The sequence below is a fragment of the Variovorax glucosi genome (genome assembly GCF_051216695.1).
In the GTDB taxonomy this organism is placed as follows: domain Bacteria; phylum Pseudomonadota; class Gammaproteobacteria; order Burkholderiales; family Burkholderiaceae_C; genus Variovorax.
This window is the reverse complement of record NZ_JBPJZE010000001.1, coordinates 775,184-796,582: the sequence shown is the minus strand read 5'-3', so window position 1 is coordinate 796,582 and position 21,399 is coordinate 775,184. Positions and strand designations below refer to the sequence as shown.

Below are 21,399 nucleotides of genomic sequence, written 5' to 3'. Positions count from 1 at the left end.
CGTCAGCCGAGCAGCGGCTCGAGTCCCGGCGCGCTGTCGATTTCCGTCGGCTTGTAGAGCTTGTGCTGCGCGGCCGGATTGCCCGCATCCATCACCACGACCAGGCGCCACGGGTCGCCGCGCTTCACGCCGGCCCGTTCTTCTGCGGTTAGCTGGAAGCTGGTCACGCCGGGCGCCGTGCCTTTCACGGCGACCTTCAACAGCGTGTTGCCCTTCTTGTCCGACACCTCGATGTCGTAGCCGAGCTTCTGGCTCGACACGTCTTCCGTCTTGTAGCCATAGCCGGCGAAGTGCTTGACGACGTAAGTCATCGCAGCCGCCTGGATTTCCTCGCGCGTCGAATGCACGACGACGACCTCGGGTTTCGGTGCCGGCAGGCTGCCTCGTAGGCGCGCTGCCTGGATGTCGTCCTGGCTCGGCAGCCAGCCGCGCGGGCCGCGGATCAGGATCGCCATCTTGAGCTCCTGATCCCAATGGCCGACGTGCCAGTCCTGGTCGTCCGGCACGCGCACCGACACCTTCGCGGCCTTGTCGGTTTCCAGGTCGCCGATGGCGACGCGGTTGGTCTGCAGCACGACGCGCAGCTGCTTGTCCGCGTCGAGTGCGCGCTTGAGCAGCGCCAGCCGGTCCTTCCCGCGCTGGATCTGCAGAACGCTGCGCTCGCCGCCGTCGATGCGGCGCTGCGTATCGAGCGATTCGAGAATGAACCAGCGACCACCCGAGCCGATGCTGACGTATTCGGCCCAGACGGTGGCGATGATGTTGTCGCCGGTCGCCAGCCACGCGTGGTCGGACGCCTTGTCCCGTGCTTCGAACACGCCCATCTTGGCGATGATTTCGACCGGCGTGCGCTTGTCGCCCATGAGGCGTTTTTCGTTGATGACCGCGAGGACGGCGGGGTCGACTTCTTTTTCCATGCTGAAAGATTCAGGCGAGTTGTGATCGCCTCAAGTATGCCTCCGGGGCATGATCGGCTTTTTTCTTCCGGCGTCCCATGCCCGTCACCGTCCTGCTGCTCGGCGCCTTGCTGGTGCTGTCGATCCTCGTCGACGCTTTCGAGGTCGTGCTGCTGCCGCGCCCGGTGCGCCGGCAGGTCCGCGTCAACCGCTATTTCTTCCGAATGACCTGGGCCGTCTGGTCACGCCTCGCGAAGCTCTGGCCCGCGGGTCGGCGCAGGGAGGATTTCATCGGCGTCTACGGTCCGCTAGCGATGGTGACGCTGTTCGCGCTGTGGGGCGCATGCCTGATCGTCGGCTTCGGCCTGATGCAGTGGGCGCTGCAGCGGCTGGTGCCCGACGCGGGCTCCGATTCGCTGGCGGCACAGATGCTGGTCAGCGGCGACGCCTTCTTCACGCTCGGCTATGGCGACAACGTGCCGCACAACCTGCTGGCGCGGCTGCTGGTGATCGTCGAGGCCGGCACCGGCTTCGGCTTCATCGCGTTGACCATCGGCTATCTGCCGGTGCTCTATCAGCATTTCGCGCGGCGCGACATCCAGCTGATCGAGTTCTCGGCACGCGCCGGCTCGCCGCCAACCGCCGCTTCATTGCTCGCATGGCATGCACACGGCAATGCCGAGTCGCTCGAACGCTGGCTCACGGGCTGGGAGACCTGGGCCAGCGACCTGATCGAAAGCCATGCCGTGTATCCGATGCTGGCTTTCTATCGTTCGCAGCATGAGGGCCATTCGTGGCTCGGCTCGCTGGCGGTGGTGCTCGACGTGTGCACCTTGCTGATCGCCGGCGGTGCCGATGCACGGTGCCATCAGGCGACGGCGACGTTCTCGGCTTTGCGTCGCATGCTGGACGAGTCGAGCGAAGCGCTCGCGACAGGTCGCCCGAAACCCGCTTCCGACCGGCGAATGGACGATGCCTCGTTGCAGACGCTGACGCCGACGATCCGCAAACTGCTGCCGGAATGGCGCGACGACGCGGCCGCTCGCCAGGCCATCCGCAAACTTCGTTCGACCTATGAGCCGCAACTCCAGGGACTGGCGGCTTACCTGATGCTGCCGTTGCCGGACTGGATGGGTCCCGACGAGTTGCAGCCTGAACGTTTCGGTCGCGACGCGATCCTGCTGGAACTCATGAAGGGACGCGAATAAGTCGAGAGCGAACTTTAAATGTGAAGAATTCCATCGGAACGGAACGCAGGAAATCGCACGGGCTCGTGCATTCCTGGGGACTCTACACGCTGACGCTGCGTGCCAAGGTTGCGGCAGGCGCTTTCGATTCCATCACCTGAGCTAATTACCTGAGCGCCGCATTCGGATCGCGAGGCGTCGCAGGTTGTGGCGCCAGTGGCTTTGCGATGAGATCCCTCACATCCTGCGCATACGACTGCAACCGGCGCGCTGCACGCTCGCGCTGATCGGGACGCGTCACCTTGTGCAGTGCGGCGATGTTGGTGCAGCTTTCCTGAAGCAGCGCATGCTGGTAGTCCTTCCATGCGCCGGGCGGCGGTTCGGCGATGCGTTTCGAATACGCGTCGATGGCCGCACGCAGCTCGCGGACCGGCGCCTTGCCCGATCCCATGCGACGCAGCAGACCCAGGAACTCCTGTTGCCGCTGGCGACGTTCCGCATCCACGAGACGCGGGTCGAAGATCGACCTGTCGACGAGTTCGCGCAGCAAGGTGCGTTGCCCGTTGTCCAGCGTGCCGTAGAAGTCCTCGCTGCGGTCGAGGAAGGTGTCGTAACGCTTTTTATGCTGCTGGTCGGGACTGCGATCGAGCCAGTCGTCCGCATACTCGGCGTTGACCTTGGCGTATTTGGCCTGCAAGTATTGAAGCTGCGAGGCGCTCAGCGTCGCAGCGAGTTCCGCGCCTGCCTGCGACGCGTCCAGCGCGACGGCAAGAACGCGGGTGCGAATCTCGTCGCTGAAAATGCAGATCTGGCTTCCCGTGACATCTTCCGGCGCCATGCGCTCCGCTTTTTCGACCAGCGCGAGCAGTCTGGGCAGTTCGTTCTTGCGATGGCGTTCGAGCAGCTGGGCCAGCTGGTCGCGGACCTGCGGCGTCTGGGCGCCGGAAAAGTCGACATAGCCGTCGAGCCACCAGTAGCCGAGCTCCGGCAGATTGTTGTAGGCCAGCTTGATTGCGCTGCAGCCGGAAAGCGCGACTCCCACCAGGATGGCGCACAGCATCTTCACCAGTGTGGTGTGCACGAAGGCAGGAAATCGCATCTTTCGCATCTGTTTCCCAGGTGAGTCGTCGGAATCGGCAGGGACTAATCTAACGGTTGGTTCGACACCCGCTGCGGCCCGGTTTCCCGACCGTACGCAGTCCAATGCCGCACCGTTTCATGCGTCGGTATCGGCAAAAGCCTGTGCTAACCTCGACGACGAAAAGTGCGCGCCCGAGTGGTGAAATCGGTAGACACAAGGGACTTAAAATCCCTCGACTTCGCGGTCGTGCCGGTTCGATTCCGGCCTCGGGCACCACACATTTCCTCCGCATTCTTTCCAGGCGCTGTCATCCCTCTGACACATCGCCGTCGCGCCAGCGACACGCACCGCTAGTACTTTCGTGGGTGGATTCCTGACTTCCACCTGACCCCACCACGAGAGAACAAAGAATGCCTGCGAACACGCGCCACGATATCGACCGCGCCATCGATCCCGACGACATCGGCCACAACCCGACAGCCAATCCTTCTTTCAACGACCTCATCGCTTCTCGCCTGAGCCGCCGCAACCTGCTGGGTCTCGGTGCAGGCGCGGCCAGCGTCGCCTTGCTCCAGGCCTGCGGTGGCGGCAGCGACGACGCCGTCGCAGCAACGCCGGCCCCGGCTCCGGCGCCCGCTCCGGCACCCGCAGCGCCCTCGCTCAAATTCAATGCTGTCGCCAAGGGCCTCGCCGACACCGTCGTCGTTCCCGCCGGCTACACCGCCAGCGTGCTCTACCGACTCGGCGACCCGATCGCCACCGGCGTGCCTGCCTATGCCAACGACGGCACCGACGCCGCATCGACCTACGACCGCCGCGCCGGCGATCACCACGACGGCATGACGTATTTCGGCATCGACGCGACCAACAAATGGCTGCCGAGCAGCGTCGCGCGCGGTCTGCTGGTGATGAACCACGAAGCCATCACGCCGCTGTTCCTGCATCCCACCGGCCAGACCGTCTCGGGCACCGGCAACGCACAGGTGCGCACGGTCGCCGATGAAGTGCTGCGCGAGTTCTACCTGCACGGCGTCAGCGTGATCGACGTGGCTCGCACCGGCAGCACCTGGAGCTACACGCAGGGTTCGACGTTCAACCGTCGCGTCCATACGCTGACCGAGATGACCTTCTCCGGCCCCGCTGCAAAGACCGCCTACCTGACGACCAAGTACTCGATCGATGGCTCGCGCACGCGCGGCACGGTGAACAACTGCGCCAACGGCACGACGCCGTGGGGCACGTACCTCACCTGCGAAGAGAACTGGGCCGGCTACTTCCGCCGCATCGTCGCCACCGATAATCCTTTGCGCAGCGCGAAGGAACTAGTTTCCTTCGCCCGCTACGGCGTCTCCGGCACCGGCCGCGAACTGTGGGCCACCGTCACGCCCGACACCGCCGACAACCTGTACGGCCGCTGGAACACGCAGGTGCTCGCCGGCGCGGCAAGTGCCGCTGCCGACTATCGCAACGGTGCCAATACCTATGGCTGGGTGGTCGAGATCGATCCGTTCGCACCCACCAGCACGCCGCGCAAGCGCACCGCGCTCGGCCGCTTCGGCCACGAAGGCGCCTGCCTCGGTCCGGTCGTGGTCGGCAAGCCGCTGGTCTGGTACATGGGTGACGACTCGCGCAACGAATACATCTACAAATTCGTGTCGACGCAGAACTGGAACGCGGCCGACGTCGGCGGCGGCCTGACTGTCGGCGACAAGTACATGGACGATGGCCGTCTCTACGTCGCGCGCTTCAATGCCGACGGCACGGGCGTATGGCTCGAATTGAAGCTCGGCGTCAACGGCATCACCTCGACCAATGCCAGCTATGCATTTGCCGACGCAGCCGACGTGGTCGTCAATGCGCGGCTCGCGGCCGACGTGGCCGGCGCGACGAAGATGGACCGCCCTGAGTGGACCGCCGTCAATCCGAAGACCGGCGAGGTGTACGTCACGCTGACCAACACCAACGCGGCGTCGCGCCCGATCACCGCGACCGATGCGGCCAATCCGCGCTTCTACAACGACCCGAAGGGCACTGCGGCCACTGCGCAGACCGGTAACCCGAACGGCCACATCGTGCGTTTCGCGGACGATGGCGCCAATCCTGCAGCGCTCACCTTCAAGTGGGACGTCTACCTGTTCGGCGCGCGCTCGACCGCTTCGGCCGACGTCAACCTGTCGCAACTGAGTGCCGACAACGACTTCTCCAGCCCCGACGGCATGTGGTTCAGCCAGGCGAACCCCGGCCTGCTGTGGCTGGAAACCGACGACGGTGCCTACACCGACGTCACCAACTGCATGCTTCTGGCCGCCGTTCCCGGCAAGGTCGGCGACGGCGCTGCGAAGACGATCGTCAACACCAGCGGCGCCACGACCGCCACGCAGGCGACTTTCGTCGGCAAGGCGCCGGGCAACGACGGCCTGCGCCGCTTCCTGGTCGGACCGAAGGATTGCGAGATCACCGGCATCGCCGAATCCGGCGACGGCCGTGCGCTTTTCGTGAACATCCAGCATCCGGGCGAAACCACGCCGAATGCCAGCATCGGCACGCCGGCCCAGTTCGGCAGCCATTGGCCGGAAGGCGGCAACGCGCGCCCGCGTTCGGCCACGATCGTGATCACGCGCAACGACGGCGGGCCGATCGGTACCTGAGCGGTCGGTAGAGCGGTCAGTAGACCAGCTTCGAATTGCCGCACTGCAGCGATTCGACCTTGACATCCACCTGGCCCAGGTAGATGCCGAGCACGTTCTGCAGCAGCGGCGTCAGCACGTTGGCGCCGATGGCGTTCAGCACCGGCTTCAGCATCCCCGCGAGAACCGCGAGGCTGTTGGAGGCGGTGCCGCCGCTGCTGCTGCCGCTGGCTTTCGTCAGCGTGTTCTTCAGCAGGGTCACGCAACCTGCGTTCGACGTCGTGCCGAAGAGACCGGTGTAGCTGCAGCCGTCGCCGCTCGCCAGTCCGCCGACGGCACCCAGGAGATCGCCGATGCCGTTGACCAGCCCGCTGAGCAGGCCGCTCTGCGCGGCGTTGGCCTCGATGCGCTGCTTCGCGTTCGCGAGACGCGAGGCGCGACAGGCGGTCGTGTCCGCCGTGCATCCCGCGCCGCCGTTCGCTGCCGATCTGCCGCTGTCGTTCCATATCTGGTTGGCGATATCCGTCAGGTTGGCGCTGCTCGGCGTGCCGCTGGACGACGTGTTGGTGAAGAGCAATGTCGTCGTCTGCGACACCAGGTTAGATACCGTGCTGCCGATCGCGAGATTGTTGCCCAGCGTTCCGGTTTCGCCCTGCTGCAGCGTCACGCGGCTCGGCGTGTCGAGCGGCAGAGCGGCGATGCGCAGGTGATTCGTCGTTTTCAGCAGGCCGAGCACGTTGACCAGTTCCATGTCGAACAGGCTGTCGTCGCACAACTGCCGCTTGGAGAACAGCAGCTGATCGAAGCAGGCCTTGTAGGCCGGCGCGGTGGCCGCAACGGCGCAATCCTGCGTGCCCGACGCGTTGGCGATGCGTCCGATGCAGGACTTCGCGAGTGCGCCGGTCGCCGAAAGCACGGCGCGCTGTTCGTTCGACGCAGTGGCGAGCGCGGGCGTGCAGAGATCCTCGAGCTTTGCCTGTGCCGAGATCACGTCGAGCACGATCGGCAGATTCAGTTTGATCAGGGGCGCGAGCAGGCTGCCGATCAGCGCGTCGTCGCTGCGCACGTGGATGAACGTGCGCATCTGCGCGCTGTACGCCGTGATGCCCTTCCGGCCGATCGCGATCGAAGGCGGCTCCACGACGCCGATCTTCGCCGTCACGCTGGCAAGCCCGATCAGCGAGATGTTGAGCGACGGAATGCTGACCGCATGACCCGAGCTCGCCACGCCGATGGCGGTGCGGATCACATCGAGCGCGTTGAGCTGGGAGGCGAGAGCGGTGTAGCCGTTCGATGCCGTGATGGTCGCGAACAGCGCCGAGGCGCCGCTGGCGGAGCCGAGTCGCATGTCGAGCGTCGTCGCGCCGAGTGCCGTCTTGAGCGCGTTCACCAGCGCGACGTTGGCACTCAGGAGGTCGGTGCGCCCGCCGGCCGCGACGACTGCATCGAGAAGCTGTCCGAGCGTGATGTCGGTATCGATCAGACTGTTCAGGCTGGCGACCGAAATGCTGGCGGCGGGGCACAGCGCGGCGCCGGGAATCGCGCACAGCAGTCCGCCCGGCGTGATCGGCACCGTCGCCAGACCTTCATAGCCGACGAGGATGCTGTTGTCGATGTTCAGGCCGATCGCCTTCAGCGAAGCGCCGAGCGTCGAGTCGCCATTGAAGCGCATCAGGCGCGGCGTGACCGAGATCGCCGCGATGGGCGCATCGAGCATGGCGAGCGCCTCGACCGCGATGGTGCGCGCGCCGCCGAGGTGCGGCAGTATCGACACCGGTGGCGCGGACCTGATCGTGACGCGCAAGGCGTTCGGGTCGGCGCCGCCGCTCGTGAAATGCCGCTCGCCCGTAATGCTGCCGGCCCACTGGCCGCATTCGATCGTCGACAGCGCGATGCCGGCCAGATTGCGCGCTGCGTTCTGCGTCGCCTGGGTCTTGGCATTGGCGCAGGTGTCGACACCGGGCGAAGGCAGCAACCGCTGCGCACCCGCGAGCGCGGCCAGGTCGGCGGTCTTCTGGAATTCGCGCTTCATGTAGAAAAGATAGGCTATCTCGCTGCCCAGCAGCACCGCGACGATCAGGCTCAGCGCCATGGCAGCGGTGACGACGACGGAGCCGCGTTGCCGGCGGCGCCGGAGCCGCGACGAGAAATAGGGCGTGTGCACTGGGTCGCCCGCTCAGGAATAAAGGACGGCCGTTGCGCGGCTGGTCAGCGTGTTCGGCATCCAGCGGCTGGCGTCGAACAGCGGGACCGAGGGCAGCACGCGGTTGAGACTGTACGGATAGCTCACCGTGACGGTGACCAGCGGGCTTGCGGTCGCGACCGTCACCGTCACCGTCACCTGGCTGGCGATCCAGTTGCGTCGAGCTGCCTGCGAAACGTTGCTCGCGGCCGGCACGATCAGCGATCCGGCGAGCGAATCGCGCACGGCACCCTTGATCTGCTCGACGGCTGCCGCCTGGCTGTTCTTCAGCATCAGCGACGGCAGCAGCGGCGCCGCGCGAGCGCCGTCTTCGGCAGCGCGCGACACCGCCTGCTGGATGTAGAGCGCCGCGCCGAAGGTCGCGATGCCGTAGAGCATCAGCAGCAACAGGCTGAAGACCAGTGCGAATTCGACTGCGGCGATACCGCGCTGCGCACGCTGCATGCGATGCGATCGGCGGCGGGTACTCACAGCGATCGCCCGTCGAGCAGCACGGTGGCGCGTCCGGTCAGCGTGTCGGGCATCGCGAAGTTCAGCGCCGGCATCAGTCGGCGAATGCCGCCAGCCGTCACCGTGACGACGATCTGGCAGCGTTGCGACCAGTCGAGGCTGCAGACCGGTGCGATGCACTGGTTGCTTTCGACGCCGCAGACCTGAGCCGCGACGGTCGGCGTCACCGGCAGCCAGCCGCTCGTGCGCTGCAGCGCGACCGCTGCGGCGCGCGCGGTGCGGGAAGGAAGGTCGACCTGGTATCGCAGGGCCGCACGCGCTCCATCTTCGGCTGCGTTCTGCAGCCCGGCCCGGAACGCGAACAGCAGACCGAAGCACAGACTCGCATAGAGCAGGGTGAAAAAAATCAGGAACACGAATGCGAACTCCACCGCGTAGACGCCGCGCTGGGTGCGCCGGGCCTTCATGGCGAAGCGCGCCCCGCGCCGGCGCTGCGCATGTTGGTGCTCAGGTGTTCGGGTATCGGGCGCTTGAAGCTGTCGATGTAGCGCTGGTAGCTCAGGTTCGCGATCTCGCCGGCGATGGGCCGCGGCGTTGCCGATTCGGCACTGCCGTTGCGCTGCAGTTCGACCAGCGAAAGGGCGCTGTCGTGCACGGCGGCTCGCGTCCTGGGCGCCATCTTGTAGGCGTTCATCAGGGCCTCCGCCTGCGGCGCCTGTCCGCTGGCTTGCAGATACAGCGCGACATTGACCTGCACCTGTGCATCGTCCGGCCGCAGCTGGATTGCCTGCATCAGCGGAACGCGTGCTTCGGCGATGCGGCCGGCACGCAGGTAGGCATAGCCGAGATCGCCGAGCAGCACACCGTCGGTCGGGTTGCGCTGACGCGACAGCTCGAAGAATCGGATGGCTTCCGAATCGTCGCGCCGGGACGCGGCGATGAGGCCGAGACCGTGATGGCCGGCGGCTTCGAGCGGCGTGCCGACGAGCTTTTCGTAGGCGGCGCGCGCGGCGTCCGGCTGGTCCGTCTGGCGGAGCGCGTCGGCCCGCAGCCGGACCGACGGCGAGGTGCTGCCCCAGCGCTGCTCCAGCGCGTCGATGTGGGCGAGGGATGCGAACCACAGCCCGTCGCGCTGCATCTGCGCGACCAGGCGGAGATAGGTTTCCTCGCTGTCCGCCGGCGCGCCGGTGGGTGCTTCGGCGGCGTTGCGCTGGAGCTGCTGTTCCGCAGCGCCGGGGTAGACGCCCTTCGGCTCGCTGGCGCAGGCGCCGAGCAACAGGGCCGCCAGCAGCGAGGCACCTGTGCGGAGGATGCGTTGAGTGGTCATTTGCCCATGGCTCCCATTGAACGGACGATGGCCAGGAAACCCGGCCCGGCGGCGACGATGACCAGCGCCGGCAGCAGCGTCACGACCATGATGCCGGTCATCTTCACGGTGATCTTTCCGATGCGCGCCTTCATCTGCGAGCGCCGCGATTCGCGCAGCCGGTCGCCGAACTGCGCGAGCGGCTCCTGCACTGCGCCGCCATGACGATCGACCTGCACCAGCAGCGCCACCAGTCCGGCGAGGTTGTCGTTCGCATGCAGCGTCGCCAGCCGCTGCATCGACTGCTCGCGGGTGCGGCCCTGCGCGTACTGCCGGTTGGCGATGACGAGTTCCGCGCCGAGCACCTTCAGCACGTGAGTGAAATCGGTCGCCATCACCTGCAGGCTCTGGTCCAGGCTCAGGCCGACGCCTTGAAGCAGCCGCAGCAGGTCGACCGCGAGCGGCAGTTCTTCCACCACGCGTTCGCGTCTTCTTGCGGCCCAACGACCCAGCAGCCACTTGGGCAGCATGAAGCCGACGATGAAGGCGAGTGCGGCGACGGGCGGTATCTTTTGGTCGAGCCATCCCGCTGCAATACCGATCCACGCCATGAGCGGCAGCAGCGTGGCCAGCGTCAGCCTCAGAAGCAGAAAGACCAGTTGCGCACGCACCGAAGGCAGGCCGCACTGGTCGATCAGCTTGCGGTCTTCGTTGGCGACCAGCAGCCGGCCGACGCGTGTCTGCAGCCAGTGGATGGGCAATGTCTTGCGGCTCTTGCCGGATGCATCGCCGCCGTCGGTGCCGGACGATGCCGCACCGCCCTGGACGGCCAGCGCCCGCTCCAGCACGCGCGCGTGCCGGTGTCTCTCCGACTCCCGCGCGATCAGCAGACCGGCGACCAGCAGCGCCGATGCCGCCATCAACGCCAGGCTCAGGATCGCGAGTGCTTCGGGCGTCATCGCGGTCATCCGATGCGCGCCAGGCGGTAGAGCATCAGCACGCCGATCATCTGGAGCCCGGCGGCACCGAAGATCATGGTCTGCCCGGTCGGGTCCTGCCACATCCGCAGGAAGTAGGAAGCGTTGGTCATCACGATGATGCCTGCGACGATCATCGGCAGCAGGCCCAGCACCCAGGCCGACAGGCGTGTTTCCGAAGACAGCGCGATCAGTTCCTGCTCGGCCTGTTCGCGGTCGCGCATGAAGCCCGCGACGCGTTCGAGCAGCAGGTCGGTCCTGCCGCCGTAGCGCACGCCGACGCCGACGATCGATGCCAGCAGCGCCATCTCGTCGATGCCGGTGTCGCGAGCCGTCTGGTGCAGCGCGAGATCGAGATCGACACCTGCGCGAGCCAGCGCGGCGGCGTCTTCCAGCGGTTCGCGCAGGGGTGCCTTTGCGCTGTCGACGGACAGCTGGAACGCCGCCTGCGTCGCATTGCCGACTGTCAGGAGCCGCACCATTCCGTCGATGAAGCCCGGCAGTTGCGCGACCATGCGCCGGCGCCGCTTCTGCAGGCGCAGCCAGAGAGCGAACGTGCCGGCAAGGGCGAGCAGGACGAACGCGGTCACGGCAGGCAGGGCGCCTGCCGCCGCCAGCATGGCGATGCTTGCCGCCAGTACGACGATCGAGGAGATCGCGAGAGTCCGCAGCGTGATCACGCCTTGCAGCCGGCCAGGCAACTCGATCGGAGCCCAGCCTGTCCTGGCCGCATTGGCCGAGTTCGCCGAGTTGGCCGGACCGGCCGGCGCGGGCGCCCAGGGGTCGGTCATCTGCCTGGGTTGCTCGGCTGCCGACCCGTCGGCGGCCAGACCGCCGCCGGTTCCGTGCGCCGCGATCTGCTGCGCCAGGAACCGCCCGGCCGCATCGCGCGCCTGTCGCCGGGCTGCCCACTGCCAGAGCAGAAGTGCGGCCGCCGCGACCAGCAGCGCGAGGATCGCGGCGACGAAGAACGCGTCAGGCACGGATCGCTCCGAAGCCGGTGATGGGTTCGTCCATCCGGTCGCGGGCCGTGCCGCTGTCGCTGTTGGCCGCGGTCGTCGCACGTTGCTGGCGCTGGAGGCTCTGGCGGAAGCGCGTGATCTTCGGCGAATGCGGAGCGACGCCGAGCGTTGCCCAACGGTCGATCTCGCGGCCGTCCGGCCCGGTCATCGGGTCGTAGCGGTAAAGCTCCTGCATCGCAACCACGTCGTCGTTGACGCCGGTGACCTCCGAAATCGACAGGATGCGCCGCTGTCCGCTCGAAAGCCGGCCGATCTGGACGATGAAGTCGACCGCGTTCGCGATTTGCCGGCGCAGGCTGTTCTCGCTGCCCTGGTAGCCAGCGAAACCGGCCAGCATCTCCAGCCTGTAGAGGCATTCGCGCGGGGAGCTGGCGTGGATGGTGCCCATCGAGCCGTCGTGGCCGGTGTTCATCGCCTGCATCATCTCGATCACTTCCGCGCCGCGCACCTCGCCGACGATGATCCGGTCCGGCCGCATGCGCAGGCTGTTGCGCAGCAGGTCGCGGATCGATACCTGGCCGGCGCCGTCGAATCCGCCGGAGCGGCTTTCGAGGCGGACGACATGCGCGTGGCCCAGAGAAAGCTCCGCCGTGTCCTCGATCGACACCACGCGCTCGGTCGCCGGGATGAAGGTCGCCAGCGCGTTCAGCAGCGAAGTCTTGCCCGAACTCGTGCCGCCGCTCACCAGCACATTGCAGCGCGCTTTCACCGCTATTTCCAGCAGTTGTGCCATGCCGGCGTCGAAAGTGCCGAGACGCACCAGTTCCGACGGCGTTAGCGGGTCCTTCCGAAACTTGCGGATCGACACCGAGAGCCCGTCGAGTGCCAGCGGCGAGATCACCACGTTGATGCGCCCGCCGTCCGGCAGCCGGGCGTCGACCATCGGATTGGCCTCGTCGAGGCGGCGGCCGACCGGAGCCAGGATGCGGCGCACGATGCGCAGTACGTGCGCCTCGTCGGTGAAGCGCAGCGTCTCGCGCTGCAGCATGCCGCGGCGCGAGACGTAGACCTGCTTGTGGCCGTTGATGAGGATGTCTTCGACGGCCGGGTCGTTCAGCAGGTCTTCCAGCGGCCCGAAACCGGCCAGCTCCTTGGTCAGCGCGTCGGCGATCAGCTGGATTTCGCGGTTGTTGACAGGCACGCGCTGCTGGCGGATGAAGCCGTCGAGCTCCAGTTCGACGAATTGCTGGATCGACGCCCGCGACAGCCGTCCGAATTCCGCGCCCAGCTCCTCGATGCGCCCGAGCAGGTGTTCGTGCGTCCAGCCCTTGATGTCCTGGAACTGCTGCGAATGTATGAAGCCTTCGTTGTCGTCGGCGAATTCGATGACCGGTGACATGCTCAGCTCTCCTTCGCCCGCTTCTTGATCTGGCTCATGAAGCTGTTCCACGGCGAGGCGGCCGGAGCACCGGTCGGCGCTCCGGCAGTGGCGCCCGACGTCGCGAACTCGCGCTGCAGCGCTTTCGCGATGCCGAGAACGGCCTGTGTGTAGGGGTCGTTGCGCGCCGTGCGCACCAGCATCTCGCCCCGTCCGGCTGCCGTCAGCAGTGCCGTGCGGCGCATCGGCAGGACGTGGGCCAGCGGCAGGCGCAGACGCGCGGCGATGTCGCGGGCAGTCAGGCTCACGGCCGGATCGATCTTGTTGACGACCAGCGAAAAGCGCTGGATCTCGATGCCGCGCGTTTCCAGTTCGCGCAGCATGTTCGCCGTCGACAGGATGGCGCCGATGCTCTGGTCGCAGACCACCCAGGTCCGGTCGGCCTCGGCCACCGTGCGCGCGATGAAATCGACCGTGGTGAAGCCGCCGAGGTCGATGAACTGGTAGTCGAAGAAATCGGCCAGCCGGCGGATCAGCGCGGCCGAGTCGGCATGCGATATCTCCCGGATCTGCGTCAGGCTCGGCGGCAATGGCAAGACGGCAGCGCCGCCGGCATGGTGGGCGAAAGCGGTGTGCAGCAGCGTCTGGTCGAGCCGGCGGAGGTTGTGCACGCCGTCGACGAAGCTGAAGCTGCTCTGCGTGTCGAGGTACAGCAGCCCGTCTCGCGCCGGCAGGCCGAGGTCGAGCAGGGCGGCGCGCGAGGTCGCGTCCTGCATCAGCAGCGCCAGGCTTGCGGCGAGCGTGGTGGTGCCCAAGCCGGCGCGGGCGCCGAGCAGTGCGACGGTGCGGCCGCGCACGGCGGCCTTCTGTGCGCTGCGTCGCTCCAGCAGTGCGGCCAGCGTGGTTTCGGCGTCCGGCGAGGGTGCGGCCATGTCGATGAAATCGTCGACGCCTGCGCGCAGGCCGGCCAGCAGCGTCGCAGGGTCGTCGGCACTGCCGGTTCCCAGGATGGCGAGCGCCGGCCAGTCGCGCCGGAGATGCTGATGCAGCGTCGCCGAGGTCGCGGCATGCGGCTCCGAAAAGTCCAGGAAGACGGCGCGGGGCGCGCTGGCCGCGATGCGCTCGTCCAGCGCCTCCGGCGTCATGGCGATCGGCTGCACCGTGCCCTGCCGTTGCAGCGCGTGGATCAGCCAGCTGATTCGGGCGCCGTGCTCGCAGGCGAAGAGGTAGGTGTCGGGCGTGTTCATCGTGAGAAGCCGGGCAGCGCGTCGCCGGAAGCGGCGCCGAGGAATATCGAGCGCCAGACGGGGCCGTCGCGCTGCTCGGTGCCGCCGCCGGGCAGTTGCGAAGACAGGTCGGTGCCTCGGGCGATCGGCTTGACCAGATGCGGGGTGGCGATGATGACCAGCTCCTTTTCGTTCATCGTGTAGCGGTTGTTCCTGAAGAACGAGCCGATGACGGGCAGGTCGCCGAGCAGCGGCACCTTGTCGACGTTCGAGGAGGTCGTGCGGCTCACCAGCCCGCCGATGACGAAGCTTTCGCCGTCGCCGAGTTCGACGGTGGTGTCGGCGCGACGCGTGCTGATGGCCGGCACCGAGGAGCCGCCGATGTTCAGGCTGTTGCCGTAGTCGATGTCGCTCACTTCCGGCGCGACCTTCAGCACGATGCGCTCGTTGGACAGCACCGTCGGCGTGACGCTCAGGCCGATGCCGAACGGCTTGTATTCGATCGATGTGGTACCCAGCCCCTGCGGAACCGGTATCGGCAGCTCGCCGCCCGACAGGAAACTCGCGCTCTGGCCGGAGACGGTCACCAGCGTCGGTTCCGCGAGCACGCGCGCCAGCCCGTTCTGCTGCAGCAGCTGCAGCGTGGCCTGCATGCCGCGGCCCTTGTTGGCATTGCCGAAGTTCAGCGCGAGGTTGAAAGCTTCCGACAGCATCCCGGGCGACGTGCTGAGGAAACTGAACCCATGGTTGTTGGGGCCGTAGGACGACAGATTGAGCCCCGCCTGTTTCAGCACGCTGCGGCTGAACTCGACGACCCGCACCTCGACCTGGACGGTGTGGCTGCGAACCTCGACCTGTGCCCGGTCGACAGGCACGGCCTTGTCGGCATAGGCAGCCAGTGCTTCTTCGCGCGCCTGTCGATAGGCAGGAACGTCGGCGACGCTGCCTTCTATCAGCGGCATCGGACGCTGCACCTCGATTGCATACGTGGTTGCAGCGGTGCTGCCACGTTCCCAGACCATGAGCGTGCTCTGGCCGTGCTTCTTGCCGGTGATGATCAGGCGCGCCGCAGCCGTCGCGCCGGGGCCGGAACCGGCGGATGGCGGTCTGGCGGATGTCTTGCGCGAAACCGTCACCGTGGCGACGGATTCGTCGGCGATGGCGATGCGCTCGACACCCTTGTCGAACATCAGTTCGCGTTGGGCGCCGGCGGGCAGGCGGAGCAGTCGCGGCGCGGCGTTGTCGGCCGCATCGAAAGGCGCTGCGGCCGGCAATGCGGCGGGCAAGGCAAGCGCGACGAGCGTCATCACGGCGAATGCGGCTTTTCTGGAGAAGGTGGCGGGCATGGGAAAGGCGCTTCAGTAGTTCAGCGTCTCGCGGCGGTTACCACGGATGAATTCGACTTCGTTGATTCGCGCCGGCCGGTCGGCGGCGCTGCGGCTTGCGCTCGCCTGGACGGGCGCAGGACGCTTTGCAACCGGCGGCGCCACGGCAGACGTCGCGGCACCGCTGGCGGGCTCGGCGACGAGACGGGTCGCCGTCAGCCCGGTGAAAAGTGCGGGGTCCGGCGGCATCGTGTCGGCCGGGTTGCGCAGCGCGAGCAACAGATGACCGCTGTTCTCGCCGAGCGCCAGGCGGGCGATCTCGGCCACCGGGACGGCCAGCACGGCGGTCCGTGCGGCTTCGCTGCGGCCCTGGGACGGCTGGTTGTTCTGCTGCTGCTGTTGCTGTTGCTGTTGCTGTTGCTGCATGTTGTCGACCGACGCCGCGCCGAACGCCAGCACCCGCTTGCGCGACAGCAGCAGTCGCGCCTGGTTCGCCGCTATGTCCCTGCCGTCGGCCTTCAGTACCACGAACACATCGACGTAATCGCCAGGCTGCACGCGATTGCCCACACCCATGACTTCGTCCGCGCGAACGGCGACGGCACGCTCACCGTCGCCAAGCCGTTGCGCGAAGCCGGTGGCGAGCTGGTTTTCGACCAGCGGCGTACCTTCGGAAAGATCGAGCACCGGCACGCGTCCGAGGAGTTCTTCAGTGCCGGCGAAGCTGCCCGAAGGCTGAATCGGCAGTTGCACGACGCGCAGAGCGTCTGCGGCAATCACCTGGCCTGCCGGCGTTGCGCGTGCGGCGACGACGACGGGGAACGAAGCGACTGTCGTGCGGACCTCTGCGGGCGGCGCCGTCTGCCCGGCTGCCGGCGTGAGCGATGGCGCTGCCCCGATTCCCTTGGTTCCATGCCCGAGGACCCAGGCATAGATTCCGAGTACCACTGCCAGCAGTACCAGCAGGGCAGCGACGATTTTGGTGAGATGCACCACGGCTTCAGTTCAGCAAGGTCCGGCCCGTGGCCAGCCAGGCGAGGGTCGCCAGGGAAAGATAGGCGGCGTAGGGAACATGACGCTGTCGTGCGAGGCGGCTCGACGCCGGGCCGGCAGCATCGATATCGCCCCGCCGGACGCCGGAAAGCGCCAAGGCCAGCCGAGGCGCCACAGGCCACTGATCGAGCGCAAGCCAAAGCGCTGCATGGACACCCGCCAGAAAACTCGCGCCAACCCAGATCGGCATCAGCGGCGCAAAACCGACCCACAGGCCCAGCGCACCGGCAAACTTGACGTCTCCCGCGCCCATGAGGCCCGTTGCGTAAAGCATCAGCAGAACCCCGAATCCCACCGCCGCACCCCCGGCCGAATTCCGCCATCCGATGCCGAAAGGCTGGCTGTCGAAGACCAGCGCCGCGATCGCAACGACCGCGCCGGCAAGCGACAGCCAGTTGGGCACGCGGCGTTGCCGGAAGTCGAACGCGGCGACCGCAAGCAGCCAGAGGATCCAGACATGCGTCATGACGGCAAGGCTTCGACGTTTTCAGGCCACTGCGAGAACGGCAACGATGCGAGTGAAGACGCCGGTGAGCGCCGCACCGAAAAGGCCCGTTGGCGCAAAGATCGCGGCAAGCACGATCGACATCATTCCCGCAATGATTCCGTATTCAATTGCAGTTGCTCCTTCTTCATCGCGCAGAAATTTGATAATTGCAGATTTCATTTGAAAACCTCAAATTGGTAATTGATTGAACTGCCGATTTGATTCGGTGCAGAAATCTTAATTTTTGTAAGTTTGCGTATCAATTACCTCTAAAGTACACAGTCGATCATGATTGTCAAAAAATGTGAACTTCCTCGAAGAGTGCGCGGGAGCTTTAACGAAAGATGCCCCGTTCTGTAGGACATGGCGCCGCGCTTCGAATTAGTTGTAAATCCCTTTCAGATCAACGATCTATGCGAATTTGAAGCGGCCGGGCGCGGTTTGGCTTGTGCCGTCGGCATGGGAAAGAAACGCATTATTTGCATCGCCCCATGCGCTGACTCCGGGTTTTTACGAAGCAGCTCTTGAAGTCGAATTGAGGTCGGAAAACGATGCAAATCCCTGAATCGATGTGACATTCGCCACAGTTTTTTTTCGGATCGTGCAATAGCCGAGCAAAACTGAAGTTCTTTCGTACGGCAAAGGTACTAACGTTTTAGGGTCCGTTTTTAGGGTTCGATTCGTGGCGACAGGGCCATCCGCAATCGAACCCGAACGGGACCTCCGGAGCCGGCGCACAGGCTTGCCAAGCACTCCCCACGGGCGCCGTCCGGCCATCCGTGCAATACGCTTAAAATTCGTCGCTTCCCGCTATGGGCACGCCGGCTCAGGGCCGGTATGGGCACCACCACACCAAAAAGGGAGCAAGACATGCCTCGCTACAACGCTCCATTCGAGATCCATGTGCACGGCGACGTACCGCTGCGATCCGATGTCACATTCGCGCAGATCCAGGAGGCCTTGAAGCCGCTCTGGACTTATGCCGGCGCCAAGTCGCTGGCCGACGGCGCCACCAGTTCCTACGAAGAAGAACCCGGCCTGCGCTTCGAGCCCAAGGAGCACATGCTGCAAATGTGCTGGACCGTCGCCGGCGACGAAGACTTCCGCCAGGAACTCGACGAGATGTGCATGGCGCTCAACGAGCTCGCCGAGCAGGGCGCAGCCATCGAGATCACCTTCTACGACACCGATTTCGACGAGGAAGAAGGCGACCCCGAGGAAGAGTCGCGCGACGACTTCATCATGCTTTTCGTCGGGCCGAATCCGGCCGCGATCATGCAGGTGCAGCGCGACCTGCTCGTGGAAGACGTCGTCAATCTGATGGAGCGCCATTTCGACGGCGCCGAACTCGGTGGCGTCGTCGCCGAGATCGACAAGCTGTTCGGCGACCGATTCGATGCGCTCGTCAATTCGCTCGAGATCGGCAAGCGCCCGCGCGGCAGCGGCGGTAGCGGCGGATCGGGCGGTCCCGGCACCGGTGGCGGTCATGGCGGCGGGCGCCGTCCGCGACATCTGCACTGATTATTAGAGTGCAAACTCGCGGCGATCATCGAACGACTCGGCCTCCGGCCCTTGACTCAAATGAACGCTCCTGCGACACCCGTCTCTCTCCTCCATCCGGTCGATCCGGACCCCGCCGAAACAGAGGAATGGCGTGAGGCTCTGCTCGCGCTGGTGCAATCCGGCGGCCCGGCAAGGGCGCGTCAGGTGCTCGACGCGCTTGCGCAGGTCGCGCGCGGTCAGGGCATCGGCTGGAAACCTGATTTCGCGACGCCGTATGTCAACACGGTGGCGGTCACCGACCAGCCCGCGTTCCCTGGCGACCTCGCCATCGAGGAGCGACTCGCTTCGCTGATGCGCTGGAACGCGCTCGCGATGGTCGTGCGCGCCAACCATTCCTATGGCGAGCTTGGCGGCCACATCGCGAGTTATGCCAGCGCAGCGGACCTGTTCGAGGTCGGTTTCAATCATTTCTTCCATGCGCGCAGCGAGGCGGGTCATGTCGGCGACCTGGTGTTCTTCCAGCCGCACAGCTCGCCCGGTGTCTATGCGCGCGCCTACCTCGAAGGCCGGCTGACGGAAGCCGATCTCGGCCACTATCGCCAGGAGCTCACCGCACCGGCCTTCACCGAAGGCAAGGGTGCACGCGGCCTCTCGAGCTATCCGCATCCCTACCTGATGCCGGACTTCTGGCAATTCCCGACCGGCTCGATGGGCATCGGCCCGATCAGTTCGATCTACCACGCGCGCTTCATGCGTTACCTCACGGACCGCCAGCTGCTCGATTGCGGCGCGCGCAAGGTCTGGGGTGTGTTCGGCGATGGCGAGATGGACGAGCCCGAATCGATGAGCGCGCTGACGCTCGCCGCGCGCGAGAAGCTGGACAACCTGGTCTGGGTCGTGAACTGCAACCTGCAGCGGCTGGACGGTCCGGTACGCGGCAATGGCCGAATCATCGACGAGCTTGAACGGCTTTTTGCCGGCGCCGGCTGGAATGTGATCAAGCTGGTCTGGGGCAGCGACTGGGACGGCCTTTTCGCCCGCGACACCACCGGCGCCCTGGCACGCGCGCTTGGCGACACGGTCGACGGCCAGATGCAGACCTTCGCGGCCAAGGACGGCCGCTTCAACCGCGACACCTTCTTCGGCCAGAACGAGGAGCTCCGCAAGCTCGCCCAGGGCATGACAGACGAGCAGATCGACCGCCTGAAGCGCGGCGGCCACGACATCGTCAAGATCCACGCGGCCTATGCCGCAGCCGCAGCTCACACTGGCCAGCCGACCGTGATCCTCGCCCACACCAAGAAGGGTTACGGCATGGGCGCGGGGCAGGGCCGGATGACCACGCATTCGCACAAGAAGTTCGAGAGCGCGGACCTGATCGGTTTTCGCAACCGCTTCGGCCTGCCGCTGACCGACGAGCAGGCGACTTCGCTGTCGTTCTACAAGCCGGCCGAGGACAGCGTCGAAATGCAGTACCTGATGGCGCATCGCGCGGCGCTCGGCGGTTCGATGCCGCGCCGCGATACGGCTTGCGACGTGGTGCAGAAGCCCGAGCTTGCCGCCTACGCCCAGTTCGCGATCGCAGCCGACGGCAAGGACATGAGCACCACGATGGCTTTCGTGCGGATGCTCGGCGCGCTGCTCAAGGACAAGGCGCTGGGCCCGCGCATCGTGCCGATCGTCGCCGACGAGGCACGCACTTTCGGGATGGCGAACCTGTTCAAGCAGGTGGGCATCTATTCGAGCGTCGGCCAGCGCTATTCGCCCGAGGACATCGACTCGATCCTCAGTTATCGCGAAGCCACCGACGGCCAGATCCTGGAAGAAGGCATCAGCGAGGCCGGCGCCATCGCCAGCTGGACGGCGGCGGCCACCAGCTACAGCGTGCATGGCCTGGCGATGCTGCCGTTCTATATCTACTACTCGATGTTCGGCTTCCAGCGCGTCGGCGATGCGATCTGGGCAGCAGCCGACCAGCGCGCTCGCGGCTTCCTGCTCGGCGCGACGTCGGGTCGCACCACGCTCGGCGGCGAAGGGCTGCAGCATCAGGACGGATCGAGCCATCTCGTGGCCGCGACGATTCCGAACTGCAAGGCCTACGACCCGGCCTATGCAGGAGAAATGGCGGTGATCGTCGATGCGGGCATCCGCGAAATGATTGTCGAGCAGCGCGACGTCTTTTATTACGTGACGCTGATGAACGAGAACTACGCGCAGCCGAGCCTGCCGGCGGAGGCTCGTGCGGACGTGTTGCGCGGCTGCTATCGCTTCGGCCGCTACGGCCCGGATGTGCCGGCCCAGGTCACGCTGATGGGATCTGGCGCGATCCTGAACGAGGTCGTCAAGGCGGCGCAGTTGCTGGCGGATGAAGGCCTCGCGGTCGAAGTATTTAGCGTGACGAGCTGGAGCGAGCTGGCGCGGGACGGTGCGCGATGCGAAACGGCGACGCTGAAAGGGCGGGGCGGCAATTCAGCAGCCGATGCCGAAACCGAAACCGAAATCGAAACGCCTTTCATCACGCAATTGCTCGCCGGTTCCGGTTCACCGATCGTCGTCGCGACCGATTACGTCCGTGCGGTGCCGGAAAGCATCCGCGCGTTCCTGCCGGAAGGTCGGCGCATGGTCACCCTGGGCACGGACGGATTTGGCCGGAGCGACACGCGCGCCGCGCTGCGCGATTTCTTCGGCGTCGATGCGGCGAGCATTGCGCGGGCGGCGAGGCATTCGCTGCGCTGATC

The 21,399-nt window shown here is 66.1% G+C and carries 18 protein-coding genes and 1 tRNA gene; 5 read left to right on the top strand and 14 right to left on the bottom strand.

The window, feature by feature from the left end; all coding sequences use genetic code 11:
* Window positions 1-2: 2 nt before the first annotated feature.
* Window positions 3-917, bottom strand: coding sequence for a protein NO VEIN domain-containing protein (locus tag ACSFA3_RS03830; protein ID WP_435504064.1), 915 nt, complete (start codon window positions 915-917; stop codon window positions 3-5).
* Window positions 918-994: 77 nt separating this feature from the next.
* On the opposite strand from ACSFA3_RS03830, the gene ACSFA3_RS03825 reads away from it, so the two are divergent.
* Window positions 995-2,104 (top strand): potassium channel family protein, encoded by a 1,110-nt coding sequence (locus ACSFA3_RS03825; RefSeq protein ID WP_435504063.1) that lies wholly within the window; start codon window positions 995-997, stop codon window positions 2,102-2,104.
* Window positions 2,105-2,249: 145 nt separating this feature from the next.
* On the opposite strand, the gene ACSFA3_RS03820 is transcribed toward ACSFA3_RS03825, so the two are convergent.
* Window positions 2,250-3,182: a DUF6279 family lipoprotein gene (locus ACSFA3_RS03820; protein ID WP_435504062.1), complete on the bottom strand. Its 933-nt coding sequence runs from the start codon at window positions 3,180-3,182 to the stop codon at window positions 2,250-2,252.
* 171 nt (window positions 3,183-3,353) lie between these two features.
* Here ACSFA3_RS03820 and ACSFA3_RS03815 point away from each other — a divergent pair.
* Both ACSFA3_RS03815 and ACSFA3_RS03810 read left to right on the top strand, forming a co-directional pair.
* A tRNA-Leu gene (locus ACSFA3_RS03815) sits at window positions 3,354-3,440 on the top strand.
* Window positions 3,441-3,574: 134 nt separating this feature from the next.
* Window positions 3,575-5,812 (top strand): PhoX family protein, encoded by a 2,238-nt coding sequence (locus tag ACSFA3_RS03810; protein ID WP_435504061.1) that lies wholly within the window; start codon window positions 3,575-3,577, stop codon window positions 5,810-5,812.
* A 16-nt stretch (window positions 5,813-5,828) separates the two neighbouring features.
* On the opposite strand, the gene ACSFA3_RS03805 is transcribed toward ACSFA3_RS03810, so the two are convergent.
* Genes ACSFA3_RS03805 through ACSFA3_RS03750 form a run of 12 tightly spaced genes read right to left on the bottom strand, consistent with a single transcriptional unit; the run spans window position 5,829 to window position 17,338 of the window.
* Window positions 5,829-7,955, bottom strand: coding sequence for a TadG family pilus assembly protein (locus tag ACSFA3_RS03805; protein WP_435504060.1), 2,127 nt, complete (start codon window positions 7,953-7,955; stop codon window positions 5,829-5,831).
* Window positions 7,956-7,967: 12 nt separating this feature from the next.
* Entirely contained in the window at window positions 7,968-8,438 is a 471-nt protein-coding gene (locus tag ACSFA3_RS03800) for a TadE/TadG family type IV pilus assembly protein (RefSeq protein WP_435504059.1), read from the bottom strand.
* A 23-nt stretch (window positions 8,439-8,461) separates the two neighbouring features.
* On the bottom strand, window positions 8,462-8,911 hold the full coding sequence (locus tag ACSFA3_RS03795) for a TadE/TadG family type IV pilus assembly protein (RefSeq protein WP_435504058.1): 450 nt from the start codon (window positions 8,909-8,911) through the stop codon (window positions 8,462-8,464).
* Complete coding sequence (locus tag ACSFA3_RS03790) at window positions 8,908-9,771, bottom strand: DUF3613 domain-containing protein (protein ID WP_435504057.1); 864 nt, start codon at window positions 9,769-9,771, stop codon at window positions 8,908-8,910. Before ACSFA3_RS03790 ends, ACSFA3_RS03795 begins: the two co-directional genes overlap by 4 nt.
* Window positions 9,768-10,709, bottom strand: coding sequence for a type II secretion system F family protein (locus ACSFA3_RS03785; protein WP_435504056.1), 942 nt, complete (start codon window positions 10,707-10,709; stop codon window positions 9,768-9,770). The genes ACSFA3_RS03790 and ACSFA3_RS03785 overlap by 4 nt, the downstream gene beginning before the upstream one ends.
* Window positions 10,710-10,714: 5 nt before the next feature.
* The gene (locus ACSFA3_RS03780; RefSeq protein ID WP_435504055.1) at window positions 10,715-11,710 is read right to left on the bottom strand and encodes a type II secretion system F family protein; all 996 of its coding nucleotides are present in this window, start codon (window positions 11,708-11,710) and stop codon (window positions 10,715-10,717) included.
* The gene (locus ACSFA3_RS03775; RefSeq protein ID WP_435504054.1) at window positions 11,703-13,088 is read right to left on the bottom strand and encodes a TadA family conjugal transfer-associated ATPase; all 1,386 of its coding nucleotides are present in this window, start codon (window positions 13,086-13,088) and stop codon (window positions 11,703-11,705) included. The genes ACSFA3_RS03780 and ACSFA3_RS03775 overlap by 8 nt, the downstream gene beginning before the upstream one ends.
* A 2-nt stretch (window positions 13,089-13,090) precedes the next feature.
* Entirely contained in the window at window positions 13,091-14,314 is a 1,224-nt protein-coding gene (locus tag ACSFA3_RS03770) for a CpaE/TadZ family protein (protein WP_435504053.1), read from the bottom strand.
* Window positions 14,311-15,639: a type II and III secretion system protein family protein gene (locus ACSFA3_RS03765; protein ID WP_435504052.1), complete on the bottom strand. Its 1,329-nt coding sequence runs from the start codon at window positions 15,637-15,639 to the stop codon at window positions 14,311-14,313. The genes ACSFA3_RS03770 and ACSFA3_RS03765 overlap by 4 nt, the downstream gene beginning before the upstream one ends.
* Before the next feature lie 12 nt (window positions 15,640-15,651).
* On the bottom strand, window positions 15,652-16,611 hold the full coding sequence (gene cpaB / locus ACSFA3_RS03760) for a Flp pilus assembly protein CpaB (RefSeq protein WP_435504051.1): 960 nt from the start codon (window positions 16,609-16,611) through the stop codon (window positions 15,652-15,654).
* A 7-nt stretch (window positions 16,612-16,618) separates the two neighbouring features.
* Window positions 16,619-17,137: an A24 family peptidase gene (locus tag ACSFA3_RS03755; RefSeq protein ID WP_435504050.1), complete on the bottom strand. Its 519-nt coding sequence runs from the start codon at window positions 17,135-17,137 to the stop codon at window positions 16,619-16,621.
* Window positions 17,138-17,158: 21 nt separating this feature from the next.
* Window positions 17,159-17,338: a Flp family type IVb pilin gene (locus ACSFA3_RS03750; RefSeq protein WP_435504049.1), complete on the bottom strand. Its 180-nt coding sequence runs from the start codon at window positions 17,336-17,338 to the stop codon at window positions 17,159-17,161.
* 690 nt (window positions 17,339-18,028) lie between these two features.
* Here ACSFA3_RS03750 and ACSFA3_RS03745 point away from each other — a divergent pair.
* Window positions 18,029-18,679, top strand: coding sequence for a DUF6806 family protein (locus ACSFA3_RS03745; protein ID WP_435504048.1), 651 nt, complete (start codon window positions 18,029-18,031; stop codon window positions 18,677-18,679).
* Between the two features lie 60 nt (window positions 18,680-18,739).
* Complete coding sequence (mdeB, locus tag ACSFA3_RS03740; protein ID WP_435504047.1) at window positions 18,740-21,397, top strand: alpha-ketoglutarate dehydrogenase; 2,658 nt, start codon at window positions 18,740-18,742, stop codon at window positions 21,395-21,397.
* Window positions 21,398-21,399 lie beyond the last annotated feature (2 nt).